Source organism: Persephonella sp., assembly GCF_027023985.1.
Taxonomy (GTDB): Bacteria; Aquificota; Aquificia; order Aquificales; family Hydrogenothermaceae; genus Persephonella_A.
In genome coordinates this window covers 1-21,616 of record NZ_JALVTW010000027.1, presented here as the reverse complement: position 1 = coordinate 21,616, position 21,616 = coordinate 1, and the positions used below count along the sequence as shown (strand labels likewise).

General features: G+C 33.4%; 23 protein-coding genes. 10 read left to right on the top strand and 13 right to left on the bottom strand.

Annotated elements, in window-relative coordinates; all coding sequences use genetic code 11:
* Positions 1-28 precede the first annotated feature (28 nt).
* Together nth and MVE07_RS06600 are read left to right on the top strand one after the other, a co-directional pair.
* Positions 29-661 carry an endonuclease III gene (nth, locus tag MVE07_RS06605; protein ID WP_297455577.1) on the top strand — a complete coding sequence of 211 codons (633 nt, stop codon included), beginning with the start codon at positions 29-31 and terminating at the stop codon, positions 659-661.
* Between the two features lie 9 nt (positions 662-670).
* Positions 671-1,654 carry a bifunctional oligoribonuclease/PAP phosphatase NrnA gene (locus tag MVE07_RS06600; RefSeq protein ID WP_297455575.1) on the top strand — a complete coding sequence of 328 codons (984 nt, stop codon included), beginning with the start codon at positions 671-673 and terminating at the stop codon, positions 1,652-1,654.
* Positions 1,655-2,245: 591 nt separating this feature from the next.
* Here the strand turns inward: MVE07_RS06600 and MVE07_RS06595 are convergent.
* The 5 genes from MVE07_RS06595 to MVE07_RS06575 all read right to left on the bottom strand — a co-directional run bounded on the left by MVE07_RS06595 (position 2,246) and on the right by MVE07_RS06575 (position 5,654).
* Positions 2,246-2,524 carry an AtpZ/AtpI family protein gene (locus tag MVE07_RS06595; protein WP_297455573.1) on the bottom strand — a complete coding sequence of 93 codons (279 nt, stop codon included), beginning with the start codon at positions 2,522-2,524 and terminating at the stop codon, positions 2,246-2,248.
* 8 nt (positions 2,525-2,532) lie between these two features.
* Entirely contained in the window at positions 2,533-3,339 is an 807-nt protein-coding gene (gene dapB / locus MVE07_RS06590; RefSeq protein ID WP_297455571.1) for a 4-hydroxy-tetrahydrodipicolinate reductase, read from the bottom strand.
* A gap of 1 nt (position 3,340) precedes the next feature.
* Positions 3,341-3,607, bottom strand: coding sequence for a hypothetical protein (locus MVE07_RS06585; RefSeq protein ID WP_297455569.1), 267 nt, complete (start codon positions 3,605-3,607; stop codon positions 3,341-3,343).
* A gap of 169 nt (positions 3,608-3,776) precedes the next feature.
* Positions 3,777-4,538: a type III pantothenate kinase gene (locus MVE07_RS06580; protein ID WP_297455567.1), complete on the bottom strand. Its 762-nt coding sequence runs from the start codon at positions 4,536-4,538 to the stop codon at positions 3,777-3,779.
* Between the two features lie 3 nt (positions 4,539-4,541).
* Positions 4,542-5,654, bottom strand: a complete 1,113-nt coding sequence (locus MVE07_RS06575; RefSeq protein WP_297455566.1) for an N-acetylmuramoyl-L-alanine amidase — start codon at positions 5,652-5,654, stop codon at positions 4,542-4,544.
* A 70-nt stretch (positions 5,655-5,724) separates the two neighbouring features.
* Between MVE07_RS06575 and MVE07_RS06570 the strand changes: the two genes are divergently transcribed.
* Complete coding sequence (locus tag MVE07_RS06570) at positions 5,725-6,456, top strand: pyridoxine 5'-phosphate synthase (protein WP_297455579.1); 732 nt, start codon at positions 5,725-5,727, stop codon at positions 6,454-6,456.
* On the opposite strand, the gene MVE07_RS06565 is transcribed toward MVE07_RS06570, so the two are convergent.
* Genes MVE07_RS06565 through hemC form a run of 7 tightly spaced genes read right to left on the bottom strand, consistent with a single transcriptional unit; the run spans position 6,451 to position 14,852 of the window.
* Positions 6,451-7,722, bottom strand: coding sequence for a malic enzyme-like NAD(P)-binding protein (locus tag MVE07_RS06565; protein WP_297455564.1), 1,272 nt, complete (start codon positions 7,720-7,722; stop codon positions 6,451-6,453). The two genes, MVE07_RS06570 and MVE07_RS06565, sit on opposite strands and share 6 nt — an antisense overlap.
* A complete protein-coding gene (locus tag MVE07_RS06560; RefSeq protein WP_297455562.1) occupies positions 7,697-8,272 on the bottom strand; it encodes a phosphatase PAP2 family protein in 576 nt (191 codons plus the stop codon). The genes MVE07_RS06565 and MVE07_RS06560 overlap by 26 nt, the downstream gene beginning before the upstream one ends.
* A complete protein-coding gene (locus MVE07_RS06555) occupies positions 8,265-9,341 on the bottom strand; it encodes a PHP domain-containing protein (protein WP_297455560.1) in 1,077 nt (358 codons plus the stop codon). Before MVE07_RS06555 ends, MVE07_RS06560 begins: the two co-directional genes overlap by 8 nt.
* A gap of 45 nt (positions 9,342-9,386) precedes the next feature.
* Positions 9,387-11,087: an ABC transporter ATP-binding protein gene (locus MVE07_RS06550; RefSeq protein WP_297455558.1), complete on the bottom strand. Its 1,701-nt coding sequence runs from the start codon at positions 11,085-11,087 to the stop codon at positions 9,387-9,389.
* Entirely contained in the window at positions 11,087-12,565 is a 1,479-nt protein-coding gene (locus tag MVE07_RS06545; RefSeq protein WP_297455557.1) for a glycosyltransferase family 39 protein, read from the bottom strand. The genes MVE07_RS06550 and MVE07_RS06545 overlap by 1 nt, the downstream gene beginning before the upstream one ends.
* A complete protein-coding gene (locus MVE07_RS06540) occupies positions 12,562-13,923 on the bottom strand; it encodes a glycosyltransferase family 39 protein (protein ID WP_297455555.1) in 1,362 nt (453 codons plus the stop codon). The genes MVE07_RS06545 and MVE07_RS06540 overlap by 4 nt, the downstream gene beginning before the upstream one ends.
* 2 nt (positions 13,924-13,925) lie before the next feature.
* A complete protein-coding gene (gene hemC, locus MVE07_RS06535) occupies positions 13,926-14,852 on the bottom strand; it encodes a hydroxymethylbilane synthase (RefSeq protein ID WP_297455553.1) in 927 nt (308 codons plus the stop codon).
* Between the two features lie 165 nt (positions 14,853-15,017).
* Between hemC and MVE07_RS06530 the strand changes: the two genes are divergently transcribed.
* From MVE07_RS06530 to MVE07_RS06505, 6 genes are all read left to right on the top strand, one after another.
* Positions 15,018-15,299 carry a helix-turn-helix domain-containing protein gene (locus MVE07_RS06530; protein WP_297455551.1) on the top strand — a complete coding sequence of 94 codons (282 nt, stop codon included), beginning with the start codon at positions 15,018-15,020 and terminating at the stop codon, positions 15,297-15,299.
* A gap of 122 nt (positions 15,300-15,421) precedes the next feature.
* Complete coding sequence (locus tag MVE07_RS06525) at positions 15,422-15,862, top strand: hypothetical protein (RefSeq protein ID WP_297455549.1); 441 nt, start codon at positions 15,422-15,424, stop codon at positions 15,860-15,862.
* A 55-nt stretch (positions 15,863-15,917) separates the two neighbouring features.
* A complete protein-coding gene (locus MVE07_RS06520) occupies positions 15,918-16,406 on the top strand; it encodes a spore coat protein U domain-containing protein (protein WP_297455547.1) in 489 nt (162 codons plus the stop codon).
* A gap of 24 nt (positions 16,407-16,430) precedes the next feature.
* On the top strand, positions 16,431-17,195 hold the full coding sequence (locus MVE07_RS06515; protein WP_297455545.1) for a fimbria/pilus periplasmic chaperone: 765 nt from the start codon (positions 16,431-16,433) through the stop codon (positions 17,193-17,195).
* A gap of 210 nt (positions 17,196-17,405) precedes the next feature.
* Positions 17,406-19,487 carry a fimbria/pilus outer membrane usher protein gene (locus MVE07_RS06510; RefSeq protein WP_297455543.1) on the top strand — a complete coding sequence of 694 codons (2,082 nt, stop codon included), beginning with the start codon at positions 17,406-17,408 and terminating at the stop codon, positions 19,485-19,487.
* Entirely contained in the window at positions 19,484-19,963 is a 480-nt protein-coding gene (locus MVE07_RS06505) for a spore coat protein U domain-containing protein (protein ID WP_297455541.1), read from the top strand. The genes MVE07_RS06510 and MVE07_RS06505 overlap by 4 nt, the downstream gene beginning before the upstream one ends.
* Here MVE07_RS06505 and MVE07_RS06500 read toward each other — a convergent pair.
* Entirely contained in the window at positions 19,960-20,991 is a 1,032-nt protein-coding gene (locus MVE07_RS06500; protein ID WP_297455539.1) for a deoxyguanosinetriphosphate triphosphohydrolase, read from the bottom strand. The two genes, MVE07_RS06505 and MVE07_RS06500, sit on opposite strands and share 4 nt — an antisense overlap.
* Before the next feature lie 54 nt (positions 20,992-21,045).
* Here MVE07_RS06500 and MVE07_RS06495 point away from each other — a divergent pair, with 54 nt between their 5' ends.
* A complete protein-coding gene (locus tag MVE07_RS06495; RefSeq protein WP_297455537.1) occupies positions 21,046-21,519 on the top strand; it encodes a TlpA disulfide reductase family protein in 474 nt (157 codons plus the stop codon).
* Positions 21,520-21,616: the final 97 nt, after the last annotated feature.

Sequence of the window (21,616 nt, the reverse complement as noted above, 5' to 3'; positions counted from 1 at the left end):
ACAAAAAAGTTTATTTTAAGAAGAAAAGATGAAAAAGATAACTGAAGAAGAAATTATAAAAAGACTTAAAAAGCATTTTCCAGAACCCTGGATTGATTTAAAGTTTGAAAATCCATTTCAGCTATTGGTAGCAACTATACTCGCAGCGCAAGCCACAGACAAAAAAGTCAATGAAGTCACAGAAACATTTTTCAAAAAATATCCGGATCCAAAATCTATAGCAAAAGCTCCTCTAAAACAGATAGAAGAAGATATTAAACAGATTAATTTTTATAAAAGAAAAGCAAAATTACTAAAAGAATGTTGCACAGTCTTAGTTAAAGAATTTAATGGCATTGTTCCTGATACACTTGAAGACTTAGTTAAACTTCCCGGAGTAGGTAGAAAAACAGCAAGCGTTATTCTGGTTAATGCATTTAATAAACCAGCTATTGTAGTTGATACTCATGTCAAGAGAGTAAGTCAAAGACTTGGATTAACCAAATCAAACAACCCAGATAAGATAGAAAAAGACCTTGCCAATTTCTTCTCAAAGGAAAATTGGGTATATATATCAAAAGCCCTTGTTCTTTTTGGCAGGTACATATGTAAAGCAAAAAATCCAGAATGTAAAAAATGTTATTTAGTTGATATCTGCCCGTATGAGAATAAAAATCTCTGAGGTGGAAAAATGGAAAAAGTTATTCCTGCCATAGAAAGACTTAAAAGAGAAGAAGGAGATATACTGCTGGTCACCCATCACAACCCAGATGGTGATGGTATAGGTAGTATGCTTGCAATGTATCAGTTTTTAAAGAAACAGGGGAAAAATGTCAGAATGGCAATGAAAGATAATGTCCCCCACATATATGATTTCTTGCCTTATGTGGACAAAATAGAAAAACTCCCAATTAACCATAAATTTAATCTGGCTGTTATATTAGATGCAGCAGGAATGTACAGAACTGATGCACCTGTTTATGCAAATGAATATCTCAGAATAGACCATCATATTGGTGGTGTATTTGAAAGCATAAATGATTATGTTGATCCTTATGCACCTTCAACTACAACAGTGGTCGGAAGGCTTCTTAAAGCATGGGATGAGAAGTTGATAGACAAAGATATTGCAACCTGTCTTTATACAGGACTTATCACAGATACAGGTTCTTTCAAACATAACATCGTAAATGAGGAAGCGTTTGAGTTTGCCAAGTATCTGGTAGAAAAAGGAGTTGACCCTTCATATGTATCTTCAATGGTATTTGAAAGAAACAAACCACAGACCCTTCAACTTTTAAATAAAGTGCTATCCACTTTAAGAATGTATGAAGAAGGCAAAATAGCATCTCTTACCGTAAGACAGCAATTCCTTCAAGAAACAGAAACTTCAGAAGAGGATACAGAAGGATTTGTTAATTTTGCAAGAGGAATTGATGGGGTTGAAGTTGCATTCATAATGATAGAAAAACCAGACCATCAGACATGGAGAATTTCAATTAGAGGAAAAGGCAAAGTAAACGTCCAGAAAGTAGCTGCAAAATGCGGTGGTGGCGGCCATAGGGACGCAGCTGGTTGTAGAATAAAAGGCTCAGAAGAAGAAGTGAGAGAAAAACTTATAAAAGCAATTAAAGAAGAAATGGAAACACAAAAAGAAACCGCTAAAATAAATTAGGTAAGGATATAAATTTCACTTTTAAGGCCACATGGAAAATGAATAAGTATATTAGAATAAATATACTAAATATAAATCCCTTTTCTTGCATCTTGAGTAGAAAATATATTTTTGTGTAAATTGGCTTTTTACAGGTATTAGCGAGAATATAATAGAAAATATATTCGCATTACTGGAGGCTGCTCCCATTCGGTCGCCAATTTGCTTCGCAAAAGTTGATGCAACTTAATACCTCCAGCGAGGATCTATAAAAAAATTTTTAAATCTTTGCTAACCCTTGAAGGACACTTGCCAAATTAAATGTTTTTATTTAGCCTAATTACTGGGTTTTATCTGAACTATATGGGATAGGAACTTCAAAAGCTAGGGAAACAGCTAAGGTAGAAAGTGTATCTCTTTGTTGCAGAACAAATATATTAGGCACAGAACATTTCTAGAAGGTTTTAGAGAGCGATAATGTAAATTATCATTTTACAAATATTTTGTGTCTTTTTATTTACAATAACTTCTATATTAGCGAGCTTTTCTTTTTCCTTCTCTTTTGTTTATCATCGATAAATAGCTTCTAAAAATATCAAACAATTTTAAAAATTATTGTTTTTTATTTTCTGATGATTTATTTGATTCATTATTTTCTTCAGGATTTTCAAAATCTTCTCCATGAACCACATATCGCTGGACATCTTTATACATGTTCCTGAAACCTGCAGCTAAGCCTAAAAAGAAGAATATAATAGTAAGCCATGGGGATGTATTGAAAAATTTATCAAGATAATATCCTATGAGAACTCCAACTATAACACCGGATACAAGATGAAGGCCTATTGTTCCTATTGAAAAATATTGAGTAATTCCTTTTTTCTTAGACATATACTTTTTTATTTAAGTCCAAGAACATCCATCATATCATAAAGGCCTGCAGGCTTATCTTTTACCCATTTAGCCGCTTCAACTGCACCTTTCGCGAAAATATCCCTTGAGCCTGCACGATGAGTAAGTTCTATTCTTTCTCCTATTCCGGCAAATATTACAGTATGTTCACCGACAACATCACCGCCTCTAAGGGCAAAAACCGCTATTTCATCAGAAGGACGGCCGTTTTCGTATATACCTTCTCTGCCGTAAATAACTTTATTAATTCCTGTTTCCTTTTTCAAAATATCCACAATTTTAACAGCTGTTCCAGATGGGGCATCCTTTTTAAATCTGTGGTGCATTTCTACCACTTCTATATCATAACCTTTATCTTTTAGTGCCTTTGCAGCTTCCTGCACCAGCTTAAACAAGAGATTAACACCAATACTCATATTTGGTGCAAGGACAATAGGAATATCTTTAGATAGTTCTTCTATTTCTTTTAGCTGGTCTTCTGTCCAACCTGTTGTGCCTATAACCATTGCTTTTTTGTTTTTATCTGCTGCCGCTAACCTTACATGACCCAAAACTGCCTCTGTATTACCTGCAAAATCTATTATTACATCACCTTTATCTATAATTTTTGAAAGGTCTGAAACTATAGGCGCATCTATATTTGCCCCTATTACTTCTCCCACATTATCGTGGGAATGGACACAATCAGGACTTTCAACACCACCTACTATTTCAACATCTTTATCTTCATAGGCAAGATGGGCTATTCTCTGCCCCATTCTACCTAAAATTCCAGAGATTATAACCTTTACCATCTTAGTTGGCCTGCTCCTCATCTGGTTTAAATACTGCATCAGCTAACTGGTGCAATGCATCATTAACTTGATCCGGTGGAACAATAAAGGGCGCCACTACCACGTCAACGCCCTCTTTAAAAAGATATTTTTTAATCAGGTTTTGTATTTCTTCTATCTGTTCTGGAGTTACATCTTCTTTCAGAATATCAAGAGGTTCTTCTTCTGTAACAAAAAAGCCAACAAAGGCAAAAGGATAGGCCTTTTTTTCTTTTTCTTCAAAAGACATTACTTCTCCTTAGTTCCCATCTTATACATGATTGTTCCCCAAAGAACAACTAACATTGTCAACATAAGAACAAATAAAATTAATTCGGCCGGTGGAATTCCTCCGTAGGTTGCCTCCATCTCTCTTTACCTCCTTTCCTTTAGGTTATTAAATATACTAAATGTATTTTTTATAAAAAGCAACTATTGTATATAAGGTAAATACCTTCCATAGAGAGATAACGGTCGTATATATGTTCAACTTTTAGTCCTTTTGAGATAATATCCCCATTCCCTCCGGTTATAACAAGTTTATGTTCATAATCATATTCATTATTTATTTTTTCAACCATTCCTTCAATAATGGATAAGTATCCAAAATAAATACCTGCCTGAATACTTTCTGTAGTTGTTTTCCCTACAACTCTTTCAACATTTTCTATATTCACCGCCGGAAGTTTTGCTGTTTTTGAAAACAAAGCTTGAATACTGGCATCTATACCGGGGAAAATCGCCCCTCCTTCATATTCTCCTTTATCATTAACCACATCAAATGTAATTGCCGTTCCAAAATCCACAACAACTGCCGGTGCACCGTGTTTTTTAACAGTAGCGCACGCATTGACTAATCTATCAATACCTACCTCTTCAGGATTTTTGTAATTATTCTTTATTGGAATTTCTATATCTTTACCTAAAAACAGGACATTTGCCAGTTTTGTTTTTTCTAAAGCTGCGCTAATTCTTTTTTCAACTACAGGAACAACTGAAGATATCACGAAATTTTTAATCTTGGGAAACTTTTCTATACTTAAAATTTGATGAAAATCTATAAACCAGTCGTCAACTGTTTTTTGATGGTCTGTTTTTAGTTTGTAGCTTTTTATATTTGATATATCAGTTATAAAACCTATCTCAACTGTGGTGTTTCCTATATCTATGCCTACTATCATCCACTATTCCCTGAAAAAGTAATCAACAATAGCATCATAAATAGAATAAGCAAAACTATCTAAAAATTCATCGTTCCTTAGCAGTTGTGCATCATGTTTGTCTGTTAGATAGAGTGTCTCTATCAAAACAGAAGGAATTCCCGGAGTTTTTAAAACGGCAAAATTAGCACTGTCTATGTCTCTGAATACGGTTACTTTTCTTAAATGTCTCCTGAGATAATAAGCAAAAGTTCTTCCTTCTGTCATTGTTGTGCTAATTGCAAGGTCTGCCACTATCCTGTTTACAAGAGGATTTGCACTAACCCGAACGTATCTTATAACTGCTTTATTTTCTCTTTGCTCAACAAGACGAGCCAGTTTTGATTTTGCTCCTCTCAGGTTTAAAGTATAAACATAAGTCCCTGATTCTGAATGTGAAGGAGAAGAATTACAGTGAATACTGATAAACAAGTCAGCTTTTTTTCTCACAGCAATTACTGTCCTTTCATAAAGGCCAACGTATCTGTCTGTGTATCTGGTTAAACAAACCTTAAATCTCGGGTCTTTTTCAAGAATTCTTTTCAATCTTTTTGCTATTTTAAGATTAACATTTTTTTCTATTAAACCATTGGCTATTGCCCCTGGGTCTCTTCCTCCATGTCCCGGGTCTATAACTATAATTTTTTTTCTGAAATGTTTACCATCTGAATATACATATCTGCGTTTCCTTTCATATTGGACAATAAGCTTATAAATAGGGTCTTCATAAGAAGTAGTTGTTTTTTGGGATTTTTTATAAAAGTCAATAACTATCCTATAAGGATGTTTTAAAGTATGAATTTTAAAATCCTTAATTTTATGTGTTGTCTCAAAGATAAACTCTGTATAGTTTTTAGAATAAAGCACATCAAGGCTTTTTATATAACGATTTTTTATAAGTTTTTTGTTTACTCTTTTGCTTTTTTCTTTTATTTTTATGGAAAGAATCTTTCCTGAAATAATCTCTGTTTTAAACTTTACAGGTTTATTTGTCTGGAGAACAACCCTGTAAAATGTAGAATGGTCTGCATGCTTTATTGTTATAGCAAAAACAACATTAACAGTTAGCAATAGAAAAAGCAGTATTTTCTTTAGCATCTTTTACCTTTATGTTTTTTCTGGTAATTTTATTTATCGGTAATAAAAATATTTAGCTTAAGGAGATATGATGAAGCTCGGAGTGAATATAGACCATATTGCAACAATCAGAGAAGCAAGAAAAACCTATGAACCTGACCCTGTAAAAGGAGCTCTTATTGCACAGGACGCTGGAGCTGACCAGATAACATTTCATCTGAGGGAAGATAGAAGGCATATTCAGGATGAAGATGTGATTAGATTAAGATGCACAATCAAAAGAATTCCTCTTAATATGGAGATGGCTCCTACAGAGGAGATGAAAAACATTGCAATTGATATAAAACCTGAAAGGGTTACCCTCGTTCCTGAAAAAAGACAGGAGATTACAACAGAAGGCGGTCTTGATGTTTCAGGTATGGAAGATTATTTAAAAGATTTTGTTAAAGAATTAAAGGAAAACGGTATAAATGTTGCTCTGTTTATTGACCCGGAAGAAGACCAGATATACGCTTCTATTAGAGTAGGTGCAGATGCTGTTGAACTCCATACCGGAGAATATGCAAATGCAACTTCAGACGAAAAGATAAAAAAAGAATTGGAAAGATTAAAAAAGGCTGCAAAATATGCCAAAGAAAAAGGCTTAAAAGTTTTTGCCGGCCATGGATTGACATATACCAATGTTCAGCCTGTAGCTGCAATAGAGGAGATAGAGGAGCTTAATATAGGGCATTCAATAATTGCAAATTCTGTGTTTATGGGACTTGACGAAGCCGTCAGAAAAATGAAAAAACTTATGCTGGAGGCAAGACAGGAGTTATAGACTACATATAGGGTTTATTTTCTCTATCCGTTCCAGTCTTTTTTCAAGCTCTTTTGGATAAGTTCGTAAATCTATATTTATCTTTGCTGTTCCTGTTTGTATGGTAGCTTTTACAATTTCCACAGGAACATTTAGAAGCAGTCTTCTATCAAATGGTTTGGGGATAATATACTCTTTTCCAAATTCAAATTTTTCTCCGTATATCTGTGTTATATATTCAGGAACCGGTAGTTTTGCTATTTCTGATATCGCTTTTGATGCTGATATGAGCATATCCATATTTATTTTAGCCCGGGTGTCAAGCGCTGCCCTGAAAATATAAGGGAAAGATATAAGATTATTTATCTGGTTGTAGAAGTCTGACCTTCCTGTTGCAAGAATACCATCTTTTCTGATTTTTAAAGCAAGGTCTGGATATATTTCCGGTATTGGATTTGCAAGGGCAAATATTATAGGATGTTCGCTCATATTTTTTAGATTTTCTTCTTTCAGAATATTTCCAACAGAAAGACCTATAAAGACATCTGCTCCCTTTATAACCTCATCAAGTTGTTTTACAGGTTCATTAACAGCAACTTTTTGTTTATAAGGATTTAGATCTGTGCGATAAGTTGAAATAAGTCCTTTACTATCAAGAACATATATATTTTTTGCCCCTGCTTTTTTTAGTAGTTGCGCAGTAGCAAGTGCTGAGGAACCTGCACCATTTATGACTATTTTTACATTGGATATCCTTTTATTAACCAGATATAAAGCATTCCATAAACCGGCAAGTATAACTGTTGCAGTGCCCCACTGGTCATCATGCATAACAGGAATATCTAACTGACTTTTTAAGCTTTCTTCTATTTGAAAACATTCAGGAGCTTTTATATCTTCAAGATTTATTCCACCGAAAGTCCCAGCAATTGATTTAACAGTTCTAACAAAAGATTCAGGCTCTTTATCCTCCACTTCTATATCTATTGCGTCAATATCGGCAAACAGTTTAAACAATACAGATTTACCTTCCATAACAGGTTTTGCTGCTTTATTGCCAATATCCCCAAGCCCCAGAACTGCAGTTCCATTGGTTACAATAGCAACCAGATTGCCAATAGAGGTATATTCATAAACTTTTTCCGGGTCTTTATGAATTTCTTCTGAAACTTTTCCAACTCCTGGAGTATAAGCAACACTAAGGTCTTTGACTGTTTTTAATCTTTTTGACGGAAGAATCTCTATCTTCCCTTCTCTGCAGTCAGAATGGTAATTGAAAATATCCATTGATAAACACCTTTAAATATATTTTTAAATAGTATCCTGCTATCCCTGATATAATTCCTGTTAATGCTCCTACTAGGACATCTATTGGAAAATGTGCCCCCATATAAATACGGCCGAAGGCTATCAGTAAAGCATAAATTATGAATAACAATATAATCCACCAGCTACCGTAAAAAAGAATAACACCAAGGAGGGTAAAGGCGTAAGCCGCATCAGCAGAGGGAAAACTTTTGAAGCCAACAGGCTCAAGTAGATATACATCTTCCAGTAGCTTTGAAGGTCTTTGATGACGGAATGTATATTTTAAGGCCGGCATCAGAATACCGGTTATGATAAGAGAGATTGTCAGATGAATTAAGGCCTCCCATCTACCATAAATATAAAAAAACGGCAGAAAAAGAGGCAAAGTATAGCTTTTCCCAAGTCTAAAGTAGTATTTATAAAATTTGTCTAAAAATTTGCTTCTTTTATTGTTGATAGCCCTGAATAGCTTTACATTCCATCTTATTCTCAGTTCCCAGTCAGGAGGAATTACTCTTTCTTTAGCCATTTACAACCTCAAAAGGATTTGTAATCGCAACAGGTCTAAACCCTAAATAAAGATTTCCTATTTTAAGGTCATATTCATAAACTTCAAAATGGTATAAGCCGCTTTCCTTCGGTTCATAAAAAAAACTGTTTTCTTTTGTTATAACAACAGGTTGATTGTCTTTTTTTAGTATTTTTACTGTTTTTTTGTGGTTAAAAATACAAAACAGTTTTGAATTTAAAGGTGTTTTATCTCCGGGGAAATATATATTCCCGTTATTCTCTCCCCAGAAATCGCCGTATTTTTGTTTCAGTGAGAGATGGAGATTTCCCTGTTTCAATGCCTCTAAAACATCAGATTTTTTTTCTAAAGGTTTTTTTGAATAAACCTGATTTACCAGCCATTTAAAGCCTGAACGATAAGAGGGGATTAAAATCCCATGGGTATGTTCCTGATAAACAAGCTTAATATGTAAATCCAGTCCACCTATCATTTTAAGACCTTTTGCTCGAGCAAAATACAGCCTACTCCATTTCTCAAGGGGAATTAGGGCATTCCATTTGTGCAGAATTTTCCATGTTACAGGAAAGATAATAATATTTTTTAATAAAGAAATAATTGATAATGCTTTGTTCCAGACAACTCCGTCTTTTATATTTATTATTTCATAAAGATAATCAGGTCTAAACTCTCCTTTCCATTTGTAGTGCTCAAACTCAAAGTTGTTAGGATGAGATATTACAGGCAGCTCATTTCCAAGTAAAAGAAGTCTTCCATCCGGTGTATTTTTTTCAATGCCTGCAAATACTCTCTCATCCTCAAAATATTTGTAGTTATCATTATCGTGGTCTGTCACAAAAACAAAATCTATATTATTTTCTTCCATTGCTTTTTTAATGTCTGATGGTTTCCCAAGTGAGTCAAAGGAAAACTGAGTATGTATATGGGCAATTACGTTATATTTGTGATATTGGGGTCTTTCAAAATTATTTTTTTCAATTTTTTCTTCTAATAGGGAAATCCTTTTAAATGGTCTAAATTCCAGATAAAGCAGTATTCCTATAAAAACAACAAGGAATAAATAAAACAATCTGCCTCCTTTAAGGAAAAATTTCTGGATAATATTCTAACATCATCAGGATGATATGGTTGAAAACCTGTAAAATATACCCTTTTGTTTTAAGAGTTCCTCTTTTGTTCCTTCTTCAACAATCTGACCTTCTTCTATGACTACTACTCTGTTTGTTATATCAAGGAGTTTTAATCTGTGGGTTATTATGATTACTGTTCTATCTAAGAAATGTCTGTTTATCTCTTCCATTATGTATTCTTCCGTTTCAACATCAAGGGCTGATGTTCCTTCATCTACAATCAAGATATCAGGGTCTTTCAGGAATATACGGGCTATTGCTATTCTCTGTCTTTCTCCACCGGAAAGTCTGGAGCCTTTTTCTCCTAAGACTGTATCAAGGCCATTTTCCAGTTTAAATACGAAATCTGCTTTGGCTTTTTTCAGGGCTTCTATTAATTCTTCCTCTGTAGCATCAGGTTTTGCAACAAGCAGGTTATTTCTAAGGGTATCATTAAAGATTATTACTTCCTGTGAAACCATACCTATTTTGTCCCTGAGGGAAGACAGAGAATATTCTCTGAGCTCATGATTATCTATTAAGACCTTTCCTTCATATTCTGTAATCAGAGCAGGTAAGATTTTTACCAGTGTTGATTTTCCTGAACCTGTTGGGCCTACAATACCTAAATTTTCACCTTTTTTAATTGTGAGATTTATATTTTTCAGGATTTGATTTCCATCTATAGACAGGGAAACATTTTGATACTGAATTTTATCTTTTAGACCTGTAAATTCTATTCCTTTATCTTCCTCCTGAGGCAGATTTAAAACTTCTAATAGACGGTCTATAACTGGATTTAATGCCTTTACATTAACAGCTCCCCTTTGGAATGCCTGCAACGAGTTTACAAGGATAAAAACACCACCTAAAAATGAGAAGAAATCCCCGGGGGTTAAGTCTCCGTTTATAATCCTAATTCCACCATAAAATATAATTCCGGCCGTAGCTGTGTAAGCTATTATCTCAACAGTTGAAAGATAGATTGTTTCATAAAACTTGTTTTTCTTTTGTCTCTCATACAGTCTTTCATTGATTTTGTTAAAAATATGGAGAAATATTTTTTTCTTAAAGAGTTTTACAACCTCTATTCCTGATAAAATCTGGCTAAGATGGTGTATATACTCTCCAATGCTTTCCTGAACCTTTCTAGAGTATTTCTTTCTCTTTTCTCCAAAATGTTCTAAAGCCCATGCCAGAAGTGGCACAACCAGAACAAAGATTAGAAATAATTTCCAGTCCCTATATATTAAAACTCCGCATATACCAATTATTGTAAATGCCTCTGTTATTATATTTGTGGCAACACGGGATATGATTTCTCCAAATTTTTCTATATCAGAAACAGCCCTTCCTATTAAATCCCCTGGTGTGTATTTCCTGAAAACCGACGGTGAAGCATTCAAAATTTTTTCATATACCTTAAATCTTAAATCCCGGGAAGCTTTGTATATAACAAGGGGCATACCGTAATCTTTTATAATAAATCCTACCTGTTTCAAAATAGCAAGGATAATCAAAACAACAATTACAAAAATCAGTTTTTCGTAGCTTTTTGCTATAAATACATCATCAACAACATTTTTTATGATGTAAGCAAGGCCGGTTAGAGCAATTGACTCAAATAGAGAACCTCCTATGGCAAGGAGTTTTAGTTTCATATATGGTTTGTAAACTTCAAAAACAAACTTCAGGTGCTTGTTCATCAGTATCCTTTTGTTTTCTCCTGATATAGTTTAATAAAATCCTCCAGAACATATATATGTATTGTTCGGTATTTCCAGCCACGATAAATAATATCATAAGTGTAATGGGCTTTGACCCTTTTGAAAGACTGTCTTATCTTTTTAGGTAATCCCCAACGGGAAACATATACACCTGTATATCCCTTTCCTTCAAACTGCTTTAGACCCGGCCATAAATCAAATTGGTTCATCCTTCTGTTTATAACTACCGAGTAGATACGTGGATGACCATCCATATAGAACCATAGTTCTGAGGCTATATGATAGCTTTCTGAAAAAACAAAATATTTTTCAGTTTGGAGATTTTTTGTTATCTGAGAAACTTTTTTACCGAGACCTTCCCAGCCTACAAGCCTGTGTAATGGGTCAACTTTCGGTGGATATATTTTTGTTAAACCAAGTTTATCTATATAAAATGGGTAAAAAAGAGTAAAGATTAGCAACAGTGATAATAAAAATCCTGCTATAAAAGATTTGAACCATTTCTTAGTATAAATAAAATAGGCTGTTAAAATATAAAGAGTTGCATAGCCAAATGCAGGCCAATTAGCCTCAATGTTTTTCTTCCTTGCCATATAAAGAAAGATTAGAAATACAAATACAGGAAATATCCACAAATAAAAAATTCTGTGGTCTTTTTTCTGTTTAAAGCCTTTATAAACTGCATAGGCAAAAAATGGTAAGAAAAATATTGAGTTTATACCTATCTGGGAGGCTAAATAATTTCCGATATACTCCAGAGATTTATTAAAGGAGACACTCTTTTTAGCACCTTCCAGATTTAACACATGCTTAAAGGTCACAAAATCATGATAAAAGTTCCACCAGATAACAGGGATTGTAAAAACAGAAGCAACTAAAATGGAGACATAAAACCATTTTTCCTTGAAAATCTTCCTTTTATAAAGAAACAAATAGATTAAGGCAGGAGGGAGGAATAATACAATTAAAAATTTTGATAAAAATGCAAGACCGGCAGATATTCCGGTTAATATCCATAAAACTGGTCTGTTTTCCTGAGTAGCTTTAAAAAACAGATAAATTGTCAAAAGCCAAAAAAGTGCAAGAGGAGCATCTGTCAGGAATATGTAGCTACCTATCTGGTAAACAGGAACAGCAACTATAAAAACAGATGAGAAAAATGCCAGATTTTCATCTTTGAATAATTCCTTTGTAAAGAGATAAACAATAATTCCAATTAAAAACCCAATTAAAATGGCGTTTATCCTGACACCAAGTTCTGTGTCTCCTAAAATTGAGGTTGAGATAAAATTCATATAGGCAATTAAAGGAGGCTTTGAGTAATAACATAAATCCAGATTTTTAGACCATACCCAGTATTGTGCCTCTTCTGTAGCAAGGTCAGTTATATTTAAAATGGTGTAAAAAATCTTAAGAACAACAATTGTTAAATGAACAGCTATAACACGGTATATCATTTTTCCCTTTGGTAGAGTTTTAATATTCTTCCGTGAAGGTCATAACTTTTAATTAGTTTTCCACGATTTTGTTTAGAACAATCTATCACATAATCCCAATCAGGAATATATCTGGAGGTTTTAAGGGCTTTTCCTTTCATAAAATCCAGATAAACGCATACAGATTTTTCCCTTTTACAATCACAGGCGATTTTTTTAGATAAGTCTATTGTTTCAGCTATATCATATGCAGCTCTTTTACGGGAGGCCTTCTTTTCCATAAGAATAGGAAATCCTACGAAACCAAGTAAAAATCTAAGGGCAATCAGAATAGAGGCTGTCCAGACAGTAATTTTTACCCATTTTTCCTTTCCTGTATTCACAATCAAGTAAGCAAAAATTATTGCTATAACAGGAAAAAGGGGAATAACATATCTGCCTCTGCTATGAACAGCCAGAAAGTATGGAATGTAATTTATAAAAGCTGTAAGTAAAAGTATTTTTATTTCTGATGGGATGACTACTTTTATTTTCCTTCTATAAGCAGTTACAAGTATCAAAAGAACAATAAAACTTGCCGGCAAAAGCTGTTTAAAGTTAAGGAGCGGATAAGTTAAAAAATGCCCAAATAGTTTCAGGATATTTGAACTGCCTTTTGTTCTGATAAGACTTTCAATAAGTAATTTTTGAAGATAAAGATTTGGATTATCTGTGTTTAATATCCACAAGGCAGGAACTAATAGTGCAATAATGCCGGAAGTCCAGAGATACAGATTTATTAAATCCTTCCAATTTTTTTTATAAATGATAAAGGTAATAAAAGTCAGTCCCCAGAATACATAAGCAGGAAATCCTTTTAACAAAAAGGCAAGGCCAGCTACTAAACCGGAAAGTAAGATTAAATATGCCTTTCGTTCAAAATAGCCAACATACTGGAGTATAAACATTAGAAAAACAAAAAAAGCAAGAGTTACATCAATTTCTGCCAGATAACCATACCAGAATAGAATATCAATAAACGTTATATATATTAATCCTGCCAGTAAGGAAAGCTTTTTGTTTTGGAATAGTTTTTGGGAGAAAAAATAAATCAGCAAAACAGTTAAGAATAGAGAAAAAATAGTTACTATCCGTGCTGTAAGCTCAGACCAGGGAATAAATTTTGAAGAAGCCACTATCAGCCAGTTAAATAAAGGAGGTTTATTAAAATAAAGGTCTCCAAGAAAATGGGGTTGCAGATAATCACCGCTATCCTGCATTTCATAGGCGACAATAACCCGGAGAGACTCCTCTCCTCTAAATTCATAAAGATTTATATTAGGAAATAAAGAAATAATCCCGGCAAGTATTAGAGCATAAAAAATTTTATTTCCGTTCACCCTCAGCAATTACCTCTGTAAATTTCCTCTAAAACCTCTTTTGCTCCGGCGTTAAGGAGTTTTTCTGCAAGGGTTTTACCTATATTCTCAGCGTTTTCAGGGTCTCCTTCAAGACTGTCTTTGAAAATTTTGTTTCCCTCAAGGTCAGACACAAAACCGGTTATTTTCAGTTTTCCATTTTTTATTTCGCTATAAGCGGCGAGGGGAACCTGACAACCGCCCTCAAGGGTCTTTAAAAATGCCCTTTCAGCCTCTGCCCTTAACTGACTTTCTTTATGGTTTAAAACAGAAACAATTTGCTTTGTTTTTTCATCATCAAGCCTTGCTTCTATACCTAAAAACCCCTGTGCAACAGCAGGTATCATATAATCAGGCTCAAAAATCTGTTTAACTTTGTTTTCAAGTCCAAGCCTTTTTAATCCTGCATAAGCAAGGATTATTCCGTCATACTGACCTTCTTCAAGTTTTCTTATACGGGTATCAACATTTCCACGGAGGTCTTTTATAACAAGATCTTTTCTTTTTTCTAAAATCTGGGCTTTTCTTCTAAGGGAGCTTGTTCCTAAAACAGCACCAGAAGGCATTTCATCAAGAGAACTATACTTTACAGATAAAAATGCATCCCTTGGGTCTTCTCTTTCGGTTATTGCAACAAGACCGAGTCCTTCTGGAAAATATGTAGGAACATCTTTTAGGGAGTGAACAGCAATATCTATCTCATTTCTGAGCATTGCTTCTTCTATTTCTTTGACAAAAAGACCTTTACCTCCTACTTTTGCCAGAGGAACATCAAGTATTTTATCTCCTTTGGTGGTTATTTTTATCAGTTCTACCTCTATATCTGGAAAATGTTTTTTTAGCTGAGAAGCAACATAATTTGCCTGCCACAAGGCAAGCTTACTTTTTCTCGTTCCAATTCTGATTTTCAATAGCTATCCCCGTAAAGAGTTTTTAATCTCAAGTATTATAGCTTTTATACTCGATATCAGGCAAATAGTATCATCAAATTTTGATAATAGCTATCATTAATAATTTTTTAGATGTAAATTAATAATAACCATAGCGTTATTAAATGGGGGGTGGACTTCTATCTAATGGCTAAAAATAACACAATAAAGTGCCCTAATTGTAATTCCACAAATTGCGTAAAAAACGGCAAAGTAAACGGTAGGCAAACTTATCTATGTAAGGAATGCTATTCAAGATTTTTAGTAGAAAGAAATAAAAAAAGATATCCAGCTAGCCTAAAAAAAGAAGCAATTAAATTATATAAAGAGGGTAAAACTTTAACGGAAATTGCAAACATATTAAATATAAAGGTTCAAACCGTTCATTACTGGGTTAAGCATAAATCATCAAATTTGGAAAATAATTGACATGATATGCATTGGAAACTTAAATTTTAGATGAAAGAAAAAAATAATAATTAATTATTAACTCTTAATAATGCTAAATATTCCCCCGGGGGAGTTAATAATAACAAAGGGAGGTAAAAACCATGAAAAAATTAGTAATTGCAGGTCTCACAGCTGCAGTAATCCCATTTGCTGCTATGGCAGCAGGAAATGGAACAGTTTCTGACGATTTCACAATTACAGCAACAGTTTCTCCTTACTGTGAAATAACAAATGGGGCACAAGATATTTCTGTTAATTACAACCCTTATGCTGATGAAGCTGTAACTGCTTCAGCTACAACAGGATTTAACTGTGTAAAAGGAACTTCTTATAACATTACTGTAACTGCACCATCAGCTCTTCAGGGTCAAAACACAGGGGATTCTTTAAACATTTCTGTTACCCCAACATCTAATTCCGGAACAGATAACAATGGTATGGCGGGAGAAGAAAGTTTTGCTATGACCATTACAATACCAGCAGGACAGGATGTATCAGTTGATACATATCAAGGAACTGTAACAGTAGATATAAGCTACTAAAAGATAAAAGGGGTAGGGTATATCTGCCCCTTTTAGATAAAAAGAGGTGAGAACAATGAAAAGAAAAATTGTAGCCTCAATTTTAGGGGTAGGGGTTGCGTGGAGCGTAGCTGTTGCAGAGGGAACTGCAACAGATAATTACACAGTGACAGCAACAGTTCAACCTTATTGTGAAATACTTTCTTTGTCTGATGTAACATTAGAGTATAATCCTTACAAACCTCCGGTGACATCAAAAAGTGCAGCATTTTCTTTTAAGTGCGTAAAAGGAACAAATTTTACAATATCAGCAACCAGCGCAAATGGTAGATATCTGGTAAAGGCTGACGATCCTGATGAAAAAATAGCATACTCACTGGGAGTTTTAATTCAATATTCATCTTCATCTGCATATAGTCCTGATGTATTTACTACTCCTTTAAGTGCAACAGCCGAAACAAAAGAACCTCCGGTAGCAGCTTTAAGGTTTACAAATATATCATCAGGTCAAAATGTAAGTATAGGAACTTACACTGATACAGTCACTCTAACAATAACATACTGAAAAGGATAGGAGGGTGATTAATTAATGAAAAATATAAAAAAATTTTTTCTCATCCTCCTTCCCCTTTTTTTCTTTCTTATAAACAGGACTTTTGCCCTTGATTTTTCTATACAGCCAATAAGAATTTATATGTCTGCTGAAAAAAATACAGCTGTATTTAAAATAGAAAATTTAACAGACAAAAAAACAATAACCGTAGAAACAGAAGTTAAAAAATGGGATCAGGATGGAAATGGAAAATTTATTCTAAAAGATACAGAGGATTTAGTTGTAGTTCCTCCGTATATAAAACTTGAGCCGAGACAAAAACAGCTTGTTAAGCTTGCTTATTTAGGGTCGTTTGATGGTAAAGTTCAAAAAGCATATCGTCTAATAGTGAAACAAATTCCACAGGAAATAAAACCGGAAAAAAATCCCAAAAAAATCAAAACGGCTATTCAGATTGTTTTACATGTAAGTGTTCCTGTATTCATTAATCCTCCAGGAGTGAATATTTCTTATGATTTAGACGTATCTCCGGTATATAAAGGTAAGGACAAGATAGTTCTTGATATAAAAAATAGAGGTAACGGATTCACACGGATAATTAATGTTCAATGTTTTAAAGGAGACAAAGAAATATATAGCAAAGACTATGCATTTTACATTCTTCCACAAAAAGAGGTTAAGTTTACTATCAAAAAGTTCGTTAATAAAAACGGCAAATATACTGTAGCACAATTTGAAGAGATACCGGACAAAATAAAAATAACACTTGAAGATGGCAAAGAGATTTCTATTAATCTTTAGTCTGTTTATCTTTATCCAGTCAGCTGTAATTTCAGCAGAAAAAGGCCTGCAACTCTACATATTAGGGTTATATATAAATAACATGTATTTAGGTGATTCTATCGTATATATTAAAAAAAAAGTCTATATGTAAAACAGTCAGAACTTAAACGGATTGGCCTTACAAAAATACCTTCAGATGTTATTAAAATTATAAAAAAACAACCTTATGTGTGTATAAGTTGTATAAAAGATGTAGAAGTAAATATAAACTATAATCTTCTTACAGCTAACATAAAAGTTCCTCCTGAATACTTTTCCCAGAAAAAAGTAGAAATTAAAAGAAAAAAAATAACTCCTGTGGAAAGTAACGGATGGTTTATAGAATATGATTCTTTGTATTCTAACTATTCCACTTACAATGAGCTAAGAACAGAGCTCAATTTTAATTACTTTTTTTCAAATAAAACCTTTTATACAGATTTTGTTCATTACTATAATCAAGAAGAAAATAAGCTTATACGTCTGGATTCTTTGCTTCGTATAGATGACGTGTCAAATATAAGGGAAATAGATTTTGGAGATATATATCTTCAGAATTCAATATGGAATTACTATCTTAGAATTGGCGGTTTTAGAATAGGCACAAATTATGACCTGAGACCTGATATTATTACTTATCCTTTACCGGATTTTTCTGGAAAGATAGCCGTTCCATCATCAATTGATATTTTTGTGGAAAATGCAAAAGTTTTTTCCCAGAATCTAAAACCGGGTCCTTTTGAAATAAAAGATATTCCTGTAATAACTCCCGAAGGGAATATCAAAGTTGTTATAAGAGACATTTTGGGGAGGGAAAAAGTTGTTGAAATTCCCTATGCAACAGATAGAAATCTGTTAAAAAAAGGCCTAAAAGATTACTTTTTTACAGCCGGATTTTTAAGAAAAAACTATTTAAATAAAAGCTTTGAATACTCTAAATTTGTAATAAACAGCGAATACAGAAAAGGACTCACTGATAGCCTGACAGGAGGAATTAGCTTTTATCTACAGGGATTGGATGGATTAAATACAGGAGTAGAAATCTCTTATCTCTTAGGTAAATTTGGTTTAATATCCCCCAATATATCTTTTTCTTATAATAAAAGGAAATCCTCAACAGGCTTTCAGTACGGTATAAATTATTCAAAAAATTTGAAATTCTTAAGACTTCGACTTTCTGCCATAAAAAGTTCAAATAATTTCTTTATGCCTTCAAATGTTTACGGTCAACCGAAAGATTATTATGATGCTCTTGTTGGTTTTAGATTATTTAAGTTCGGTTTTCTAAATTTCTCTTATATCAAAAGAACATATTTCGACCATCCGGATTCTACTAATATAAATATTTCTTACTCAAAAAATATTTTTAAAAGGGTAAGTATATCTTTGTCTTACAACACGTATAAATCTGAAACAAGTAATAAATCTTTCCGTTTTTCCATAAATATACCCATTGGAAAATCATATTACTCAAGTTTAGATTATCAGAAAAATGAAAACCAAACTAAATACTCACTTAGTATTAATAAACAATACAACCCCTTTGATAAATTCTTTTTCAGAGGAAGAATAGACAAAACACAGGGATATAACAATATTTATGGAGATTTAAGTTATAATGCCAAATATGCGACAGTTTACTCGGAAGTTTCTTATTCATCAGGATTTGATAATCCTCTATCTTATAGAATTGGACTACAGGGAAGTCTTGTCCGTTTAGGAGGAAAATTCTTCCTCAGAAGAGCAATGCAAGATAGTTTCGGAATAGTGAAAATAGAACCTCCAATAAAAAATGCGAAAGTGCTTGTTAATAATAGAACTGCCGGTGAAACAGACAAAGAAGGAACATTATTCATTCCGACCCTTTATCCGTATTATCCAAATGAGATATCTATAGACCCTTCCAGTCTTGATGTTAAAACATATATAGATAAAAATGTTATTACATTTGTGCCTTATAAAAATCACGGATATCTCATAAAATTCAAGGCAGAGCAGATGAATTCTGTCAGATTAAAAATAAGATTCCCTGATGGAACTTTTCCTGAACCTGGAACAAGGTTTTATGTAGACGGCAAAAAAGTAGGAATTATAGGTTATAAAGGCAAAGCATTCATTGAAAATATTTCAGTGGGAGAACATACAGCAACTATTGATTATGGTTACACAGGATGTAGTTTTAAAATAAGAATAACAAAAGATATTATAAAAAAAGTAGTTCCATACATTGGGGAGTATATATGCAGGCCTACCAAGGAGGAAAAAAAATGAGAATAATAAGAATAATACTAATTAGTTTTTTAGTGTTAATGGAATCCTTTGCAAAAGGTCATCACCATAATAACAATGGGAGCTGTTATGCACAGATAAATGATATACCATTTGGAGTTTACAATCCTTTTGACCGTGTAGTTAAGAGAACATACACCACATTAAGAGTTGTGTGTAATTCTAAGAATAATATAGTTTTCACAGTTAAAGTATTAGGGGGAAATAGCAATAATCCGGCAAAAAGATTCCTTTATTCAGCATCTACAGGGGGAAAACTTTATTACAACCTTTTTTATAGAAACTGCATCCTTGGAGATGGAACTCAAAATACCTGCGTGATTTCAGGAATGACAAGGTGCAGAAAAAAACATTTTACTGAAAGGAGTTTCTGTATAGTTGGTGTAATACCTCCTATGCAAAATGTTCCTGTAGCAGATGATTATCAAGACCATCTTACTGTGATTATAGAATATTAGAGGATATGCCAGCTTTTTGGGATAAATATTCTTTCATATGTTTTCAGGGCAAATCTGTCTGTCATACCTGCAACATAATCAACAGCTGCCTGTTTAGGTTCATATTCTCCCCATAGTTCCAGATATTTTTGGTAATATGGAATTTCTTCATAATGTTCTACAAAATATTCATATAAAGCCCTTACTATTCCTTTTCCCTTTTCTAATTCGTCAACAACAGGTTTTGCGAGATAAACATTATCAAACAGCCATTGGCGAAGGTCATACATTGCTTTATATATCTTTTCATCCATAACAACATGATGGTAATTATTTTCAATAGTTGAATAAATTACACTTTTTACTATGGTTGAGATTCTTTCAGATTTTGTTTCACCAAGAATTTTTTTTATGTCAGAGGGTATATCATTTTCATCTATTAGACGAGCTCTCATTGCATCTTCAAGGTCATGGTTTATATAGGCTATTTTGTCTGCAAGTCTTATGATTTCTCCTTCAAGGGTTTTTGGCATATTTCCTTCTGCTATAAGTGGAGATTTACCTTTGCTGTGTTTCAGAATGCCATCCCGGACTTCCTCAGTCAGATTAAGTCCCTTTCCTTCGTTTGCTAATTTTTCCACAACTCTAAGACTCTGTCTGGCATGATGATATGAAGCCCCTTCCTTCAAGATAAACTCCCCTGCATGTCCAAAAGGGGTATGCCCAAGGTCATGTCCAAGGGCTATTGCTTCCACAAGGTCTTCATTAAGGCGTAATGCTTTTGCTATTGTTCTACCTATCTGTGCCACTTCTAATGTATGTGTCATTCTTGTTCTGTAATGGTCACCTTCCGGGGACAAAAAAACCTGTGTTTTATGTTTTAATCTGCGGAATGCTTTTGAATGAAGAATCCTGTCTCTGTCTCTCTGGAATTTTGTTCTTAGATCACATTCCTTTTCTTCTTTTTCTCTTTTTGCCTCTCTACTTTTTGCGGCAGACGGGTGTAAAAACTGATATTCCAGTTCTTCTAATTGCTCTCTTATATTCATTTTTACCTTTTTGGGTTATATTTATTTTTGATAATACTTTTTCGGAGGCTTAAGGTGAAAAATATAGCACTTAGTTTAATTTTGGCAATATTTGTCTTTACAGGAATAGCAAATGCTAAAAATATTGAAAAGCTTTATTTTTATGATTTAAATGGTAAAAAGGTCAGTGTAGAAAGTTTCAAAGGAAAACCTACTGTGCTTGTATTCTGGCAGATTTACTGTCATGGATGTAAAAGAGAACTTCCTGAAGTGTCAGAACTGGCTAAAAAATATAAAGACAAAGTTAGATTTTATGCTGTTGTTTTAAATACAAGGGATATATTAACTATTGAAGAAAGAAAAAGGGAATGGGGATTTGACCTGCCTGTGTTGATTTCTGACTACAAAACAATGGTTTCCTTTAGGGTGGTTGGCACGCCAACAACTATTGTTCTGGATAAAAATCTGAAAATAAAAGCCAGATTTATGGGTGCAGGTAAGGTAAAATTCTTAAAAAAAGTTTTAGATAGACTCACAAAAAGTAAATAAACAAAATTCAAAGCATGACATATATTTTCTATAAAAAATACAAAATTTTAAATCCCAATGAAAATAAAATTGGTTATAATGTTTTAGATTTAATAAT

Coding starts and splice junctions, on each gene's coding strand:
- MVE07_RS06530 (WP_297455551.1), top strand. CDS start 15,018: ATGGCTAAAAATAACACAATAAAGTGCCCTAATTGTAATTCCACAAAT.
- MVE07_RS06595 (WP_297455573.1), bottom strand. CDS start 2,524: ATGTCTAAGAAAAAAGGAATTACTCAATATTTTTCAATAGGAACAATA.
- MVE07_RS06505 (WP_297455541.1), top strand. CDS start 19,484: ATGAGAATAATAAGAATAATACTAATTAGTTTTTTAGTGTTAATGGAA.
- dapB (WP_297455571.1), bottom strand. CDS start 3,339: ATGGTAAAGGTTATAATCTCTGGAATTTTAGGTAGAATGGGGCAGAGA.
- MVE07_RS06585 (WP_297455569.1), bottom strand. CDS start 3,607: ATGTCTTTTGAAGAAAAAGAAAAAAAGGCCTATCCTTTTGCCTTTGTT.
- MVE07_RS06525 (WP_297455549.1), top strand. CDS start 15,422: ATGAAAAAATTAGTAATTGCAGGTCTCACAGCTGCAGTAATCCCATTT.
- MVE07_RS06545 (WP_297455557.1), bottom strand. CDS start 12,565: ATGATATACCGTGTTATAGCTGTTCATTTAACAATTGTTGTTCTTAAG.
- MVE07_RS06600 (WP_297455575.1), top strand. CDS start 671: ATGGAAAAAGTTATTCCTGCCATAGAAAGACTTAAAAGAGAAGAAGGA.
- MVE07_RS06550 (WP_297455558.1), bottom strand. CDS start 11,087: ATGAACAAGCACCTGAAGTTTGTTTTTGAAGTTTACAAACCATATATG.
- MVE07_RS06500 (WP_297455539.1), bottom strand. CDS start 20,991: ATGAATATAAGAGAGCAATTAGAAGAACTGGAATATCAGTTTTTACAC.
- MVE07_RS06575 (WP_297455566.1), bottom strand. CDS start 5,654: ATGCTAAAGAAAATACTGCTTTTTCTATTGCTAACTGTTAATGTTGTT.
- MVE07_RS06580 (WP_297455567.1), bottom strand. CDS start 4,538: ATGATAGTAGGCATAGATATAGGAAACACCACAGTTGAGATAGGTTTT.
- MVE07_RS06520 (WP_297455547.1), top strand. CDS start 15,918: ATGAAAAGAAAAATTGTAGCCTCAATTTTAGGGGTAGGGGTTGCGTGG.
- nth (WP_297455577.1), top strand. CDS start 29: ATGAAAAAGATAACTGAAGAAGAAATTATAAAAAGACTTAAAAAGCAT.
- MVE07_RS06565 (WP_297455564.1), bottom strand. CDS start 7,722: ATGGATATTTTCAATTACCATTCTGACTGCAGAGAAGGGAAGATAGAG.
- MVE07_RS06560 (WP_297455562.1), bottom strand. CDS start 8,272: ATGGCTAAAGAAAGAGTAATTCCTCCTGACTGGGAACTGAGAATAAGA.
- MVE07_RS06515 (WP_297455545.1), top strand. CDS start 16,431: ATGAAAAATATAAAAAAATTTTTTCTCATCCTCCTTCCCCTTTTTTTC.
- MVE07_RS06570 (WP_297455579.1), top strand. CDS start 5,725: ATGAAGCTCGGAGTGAATATAGACCATATTGCAACAATCAGAGAAGCA.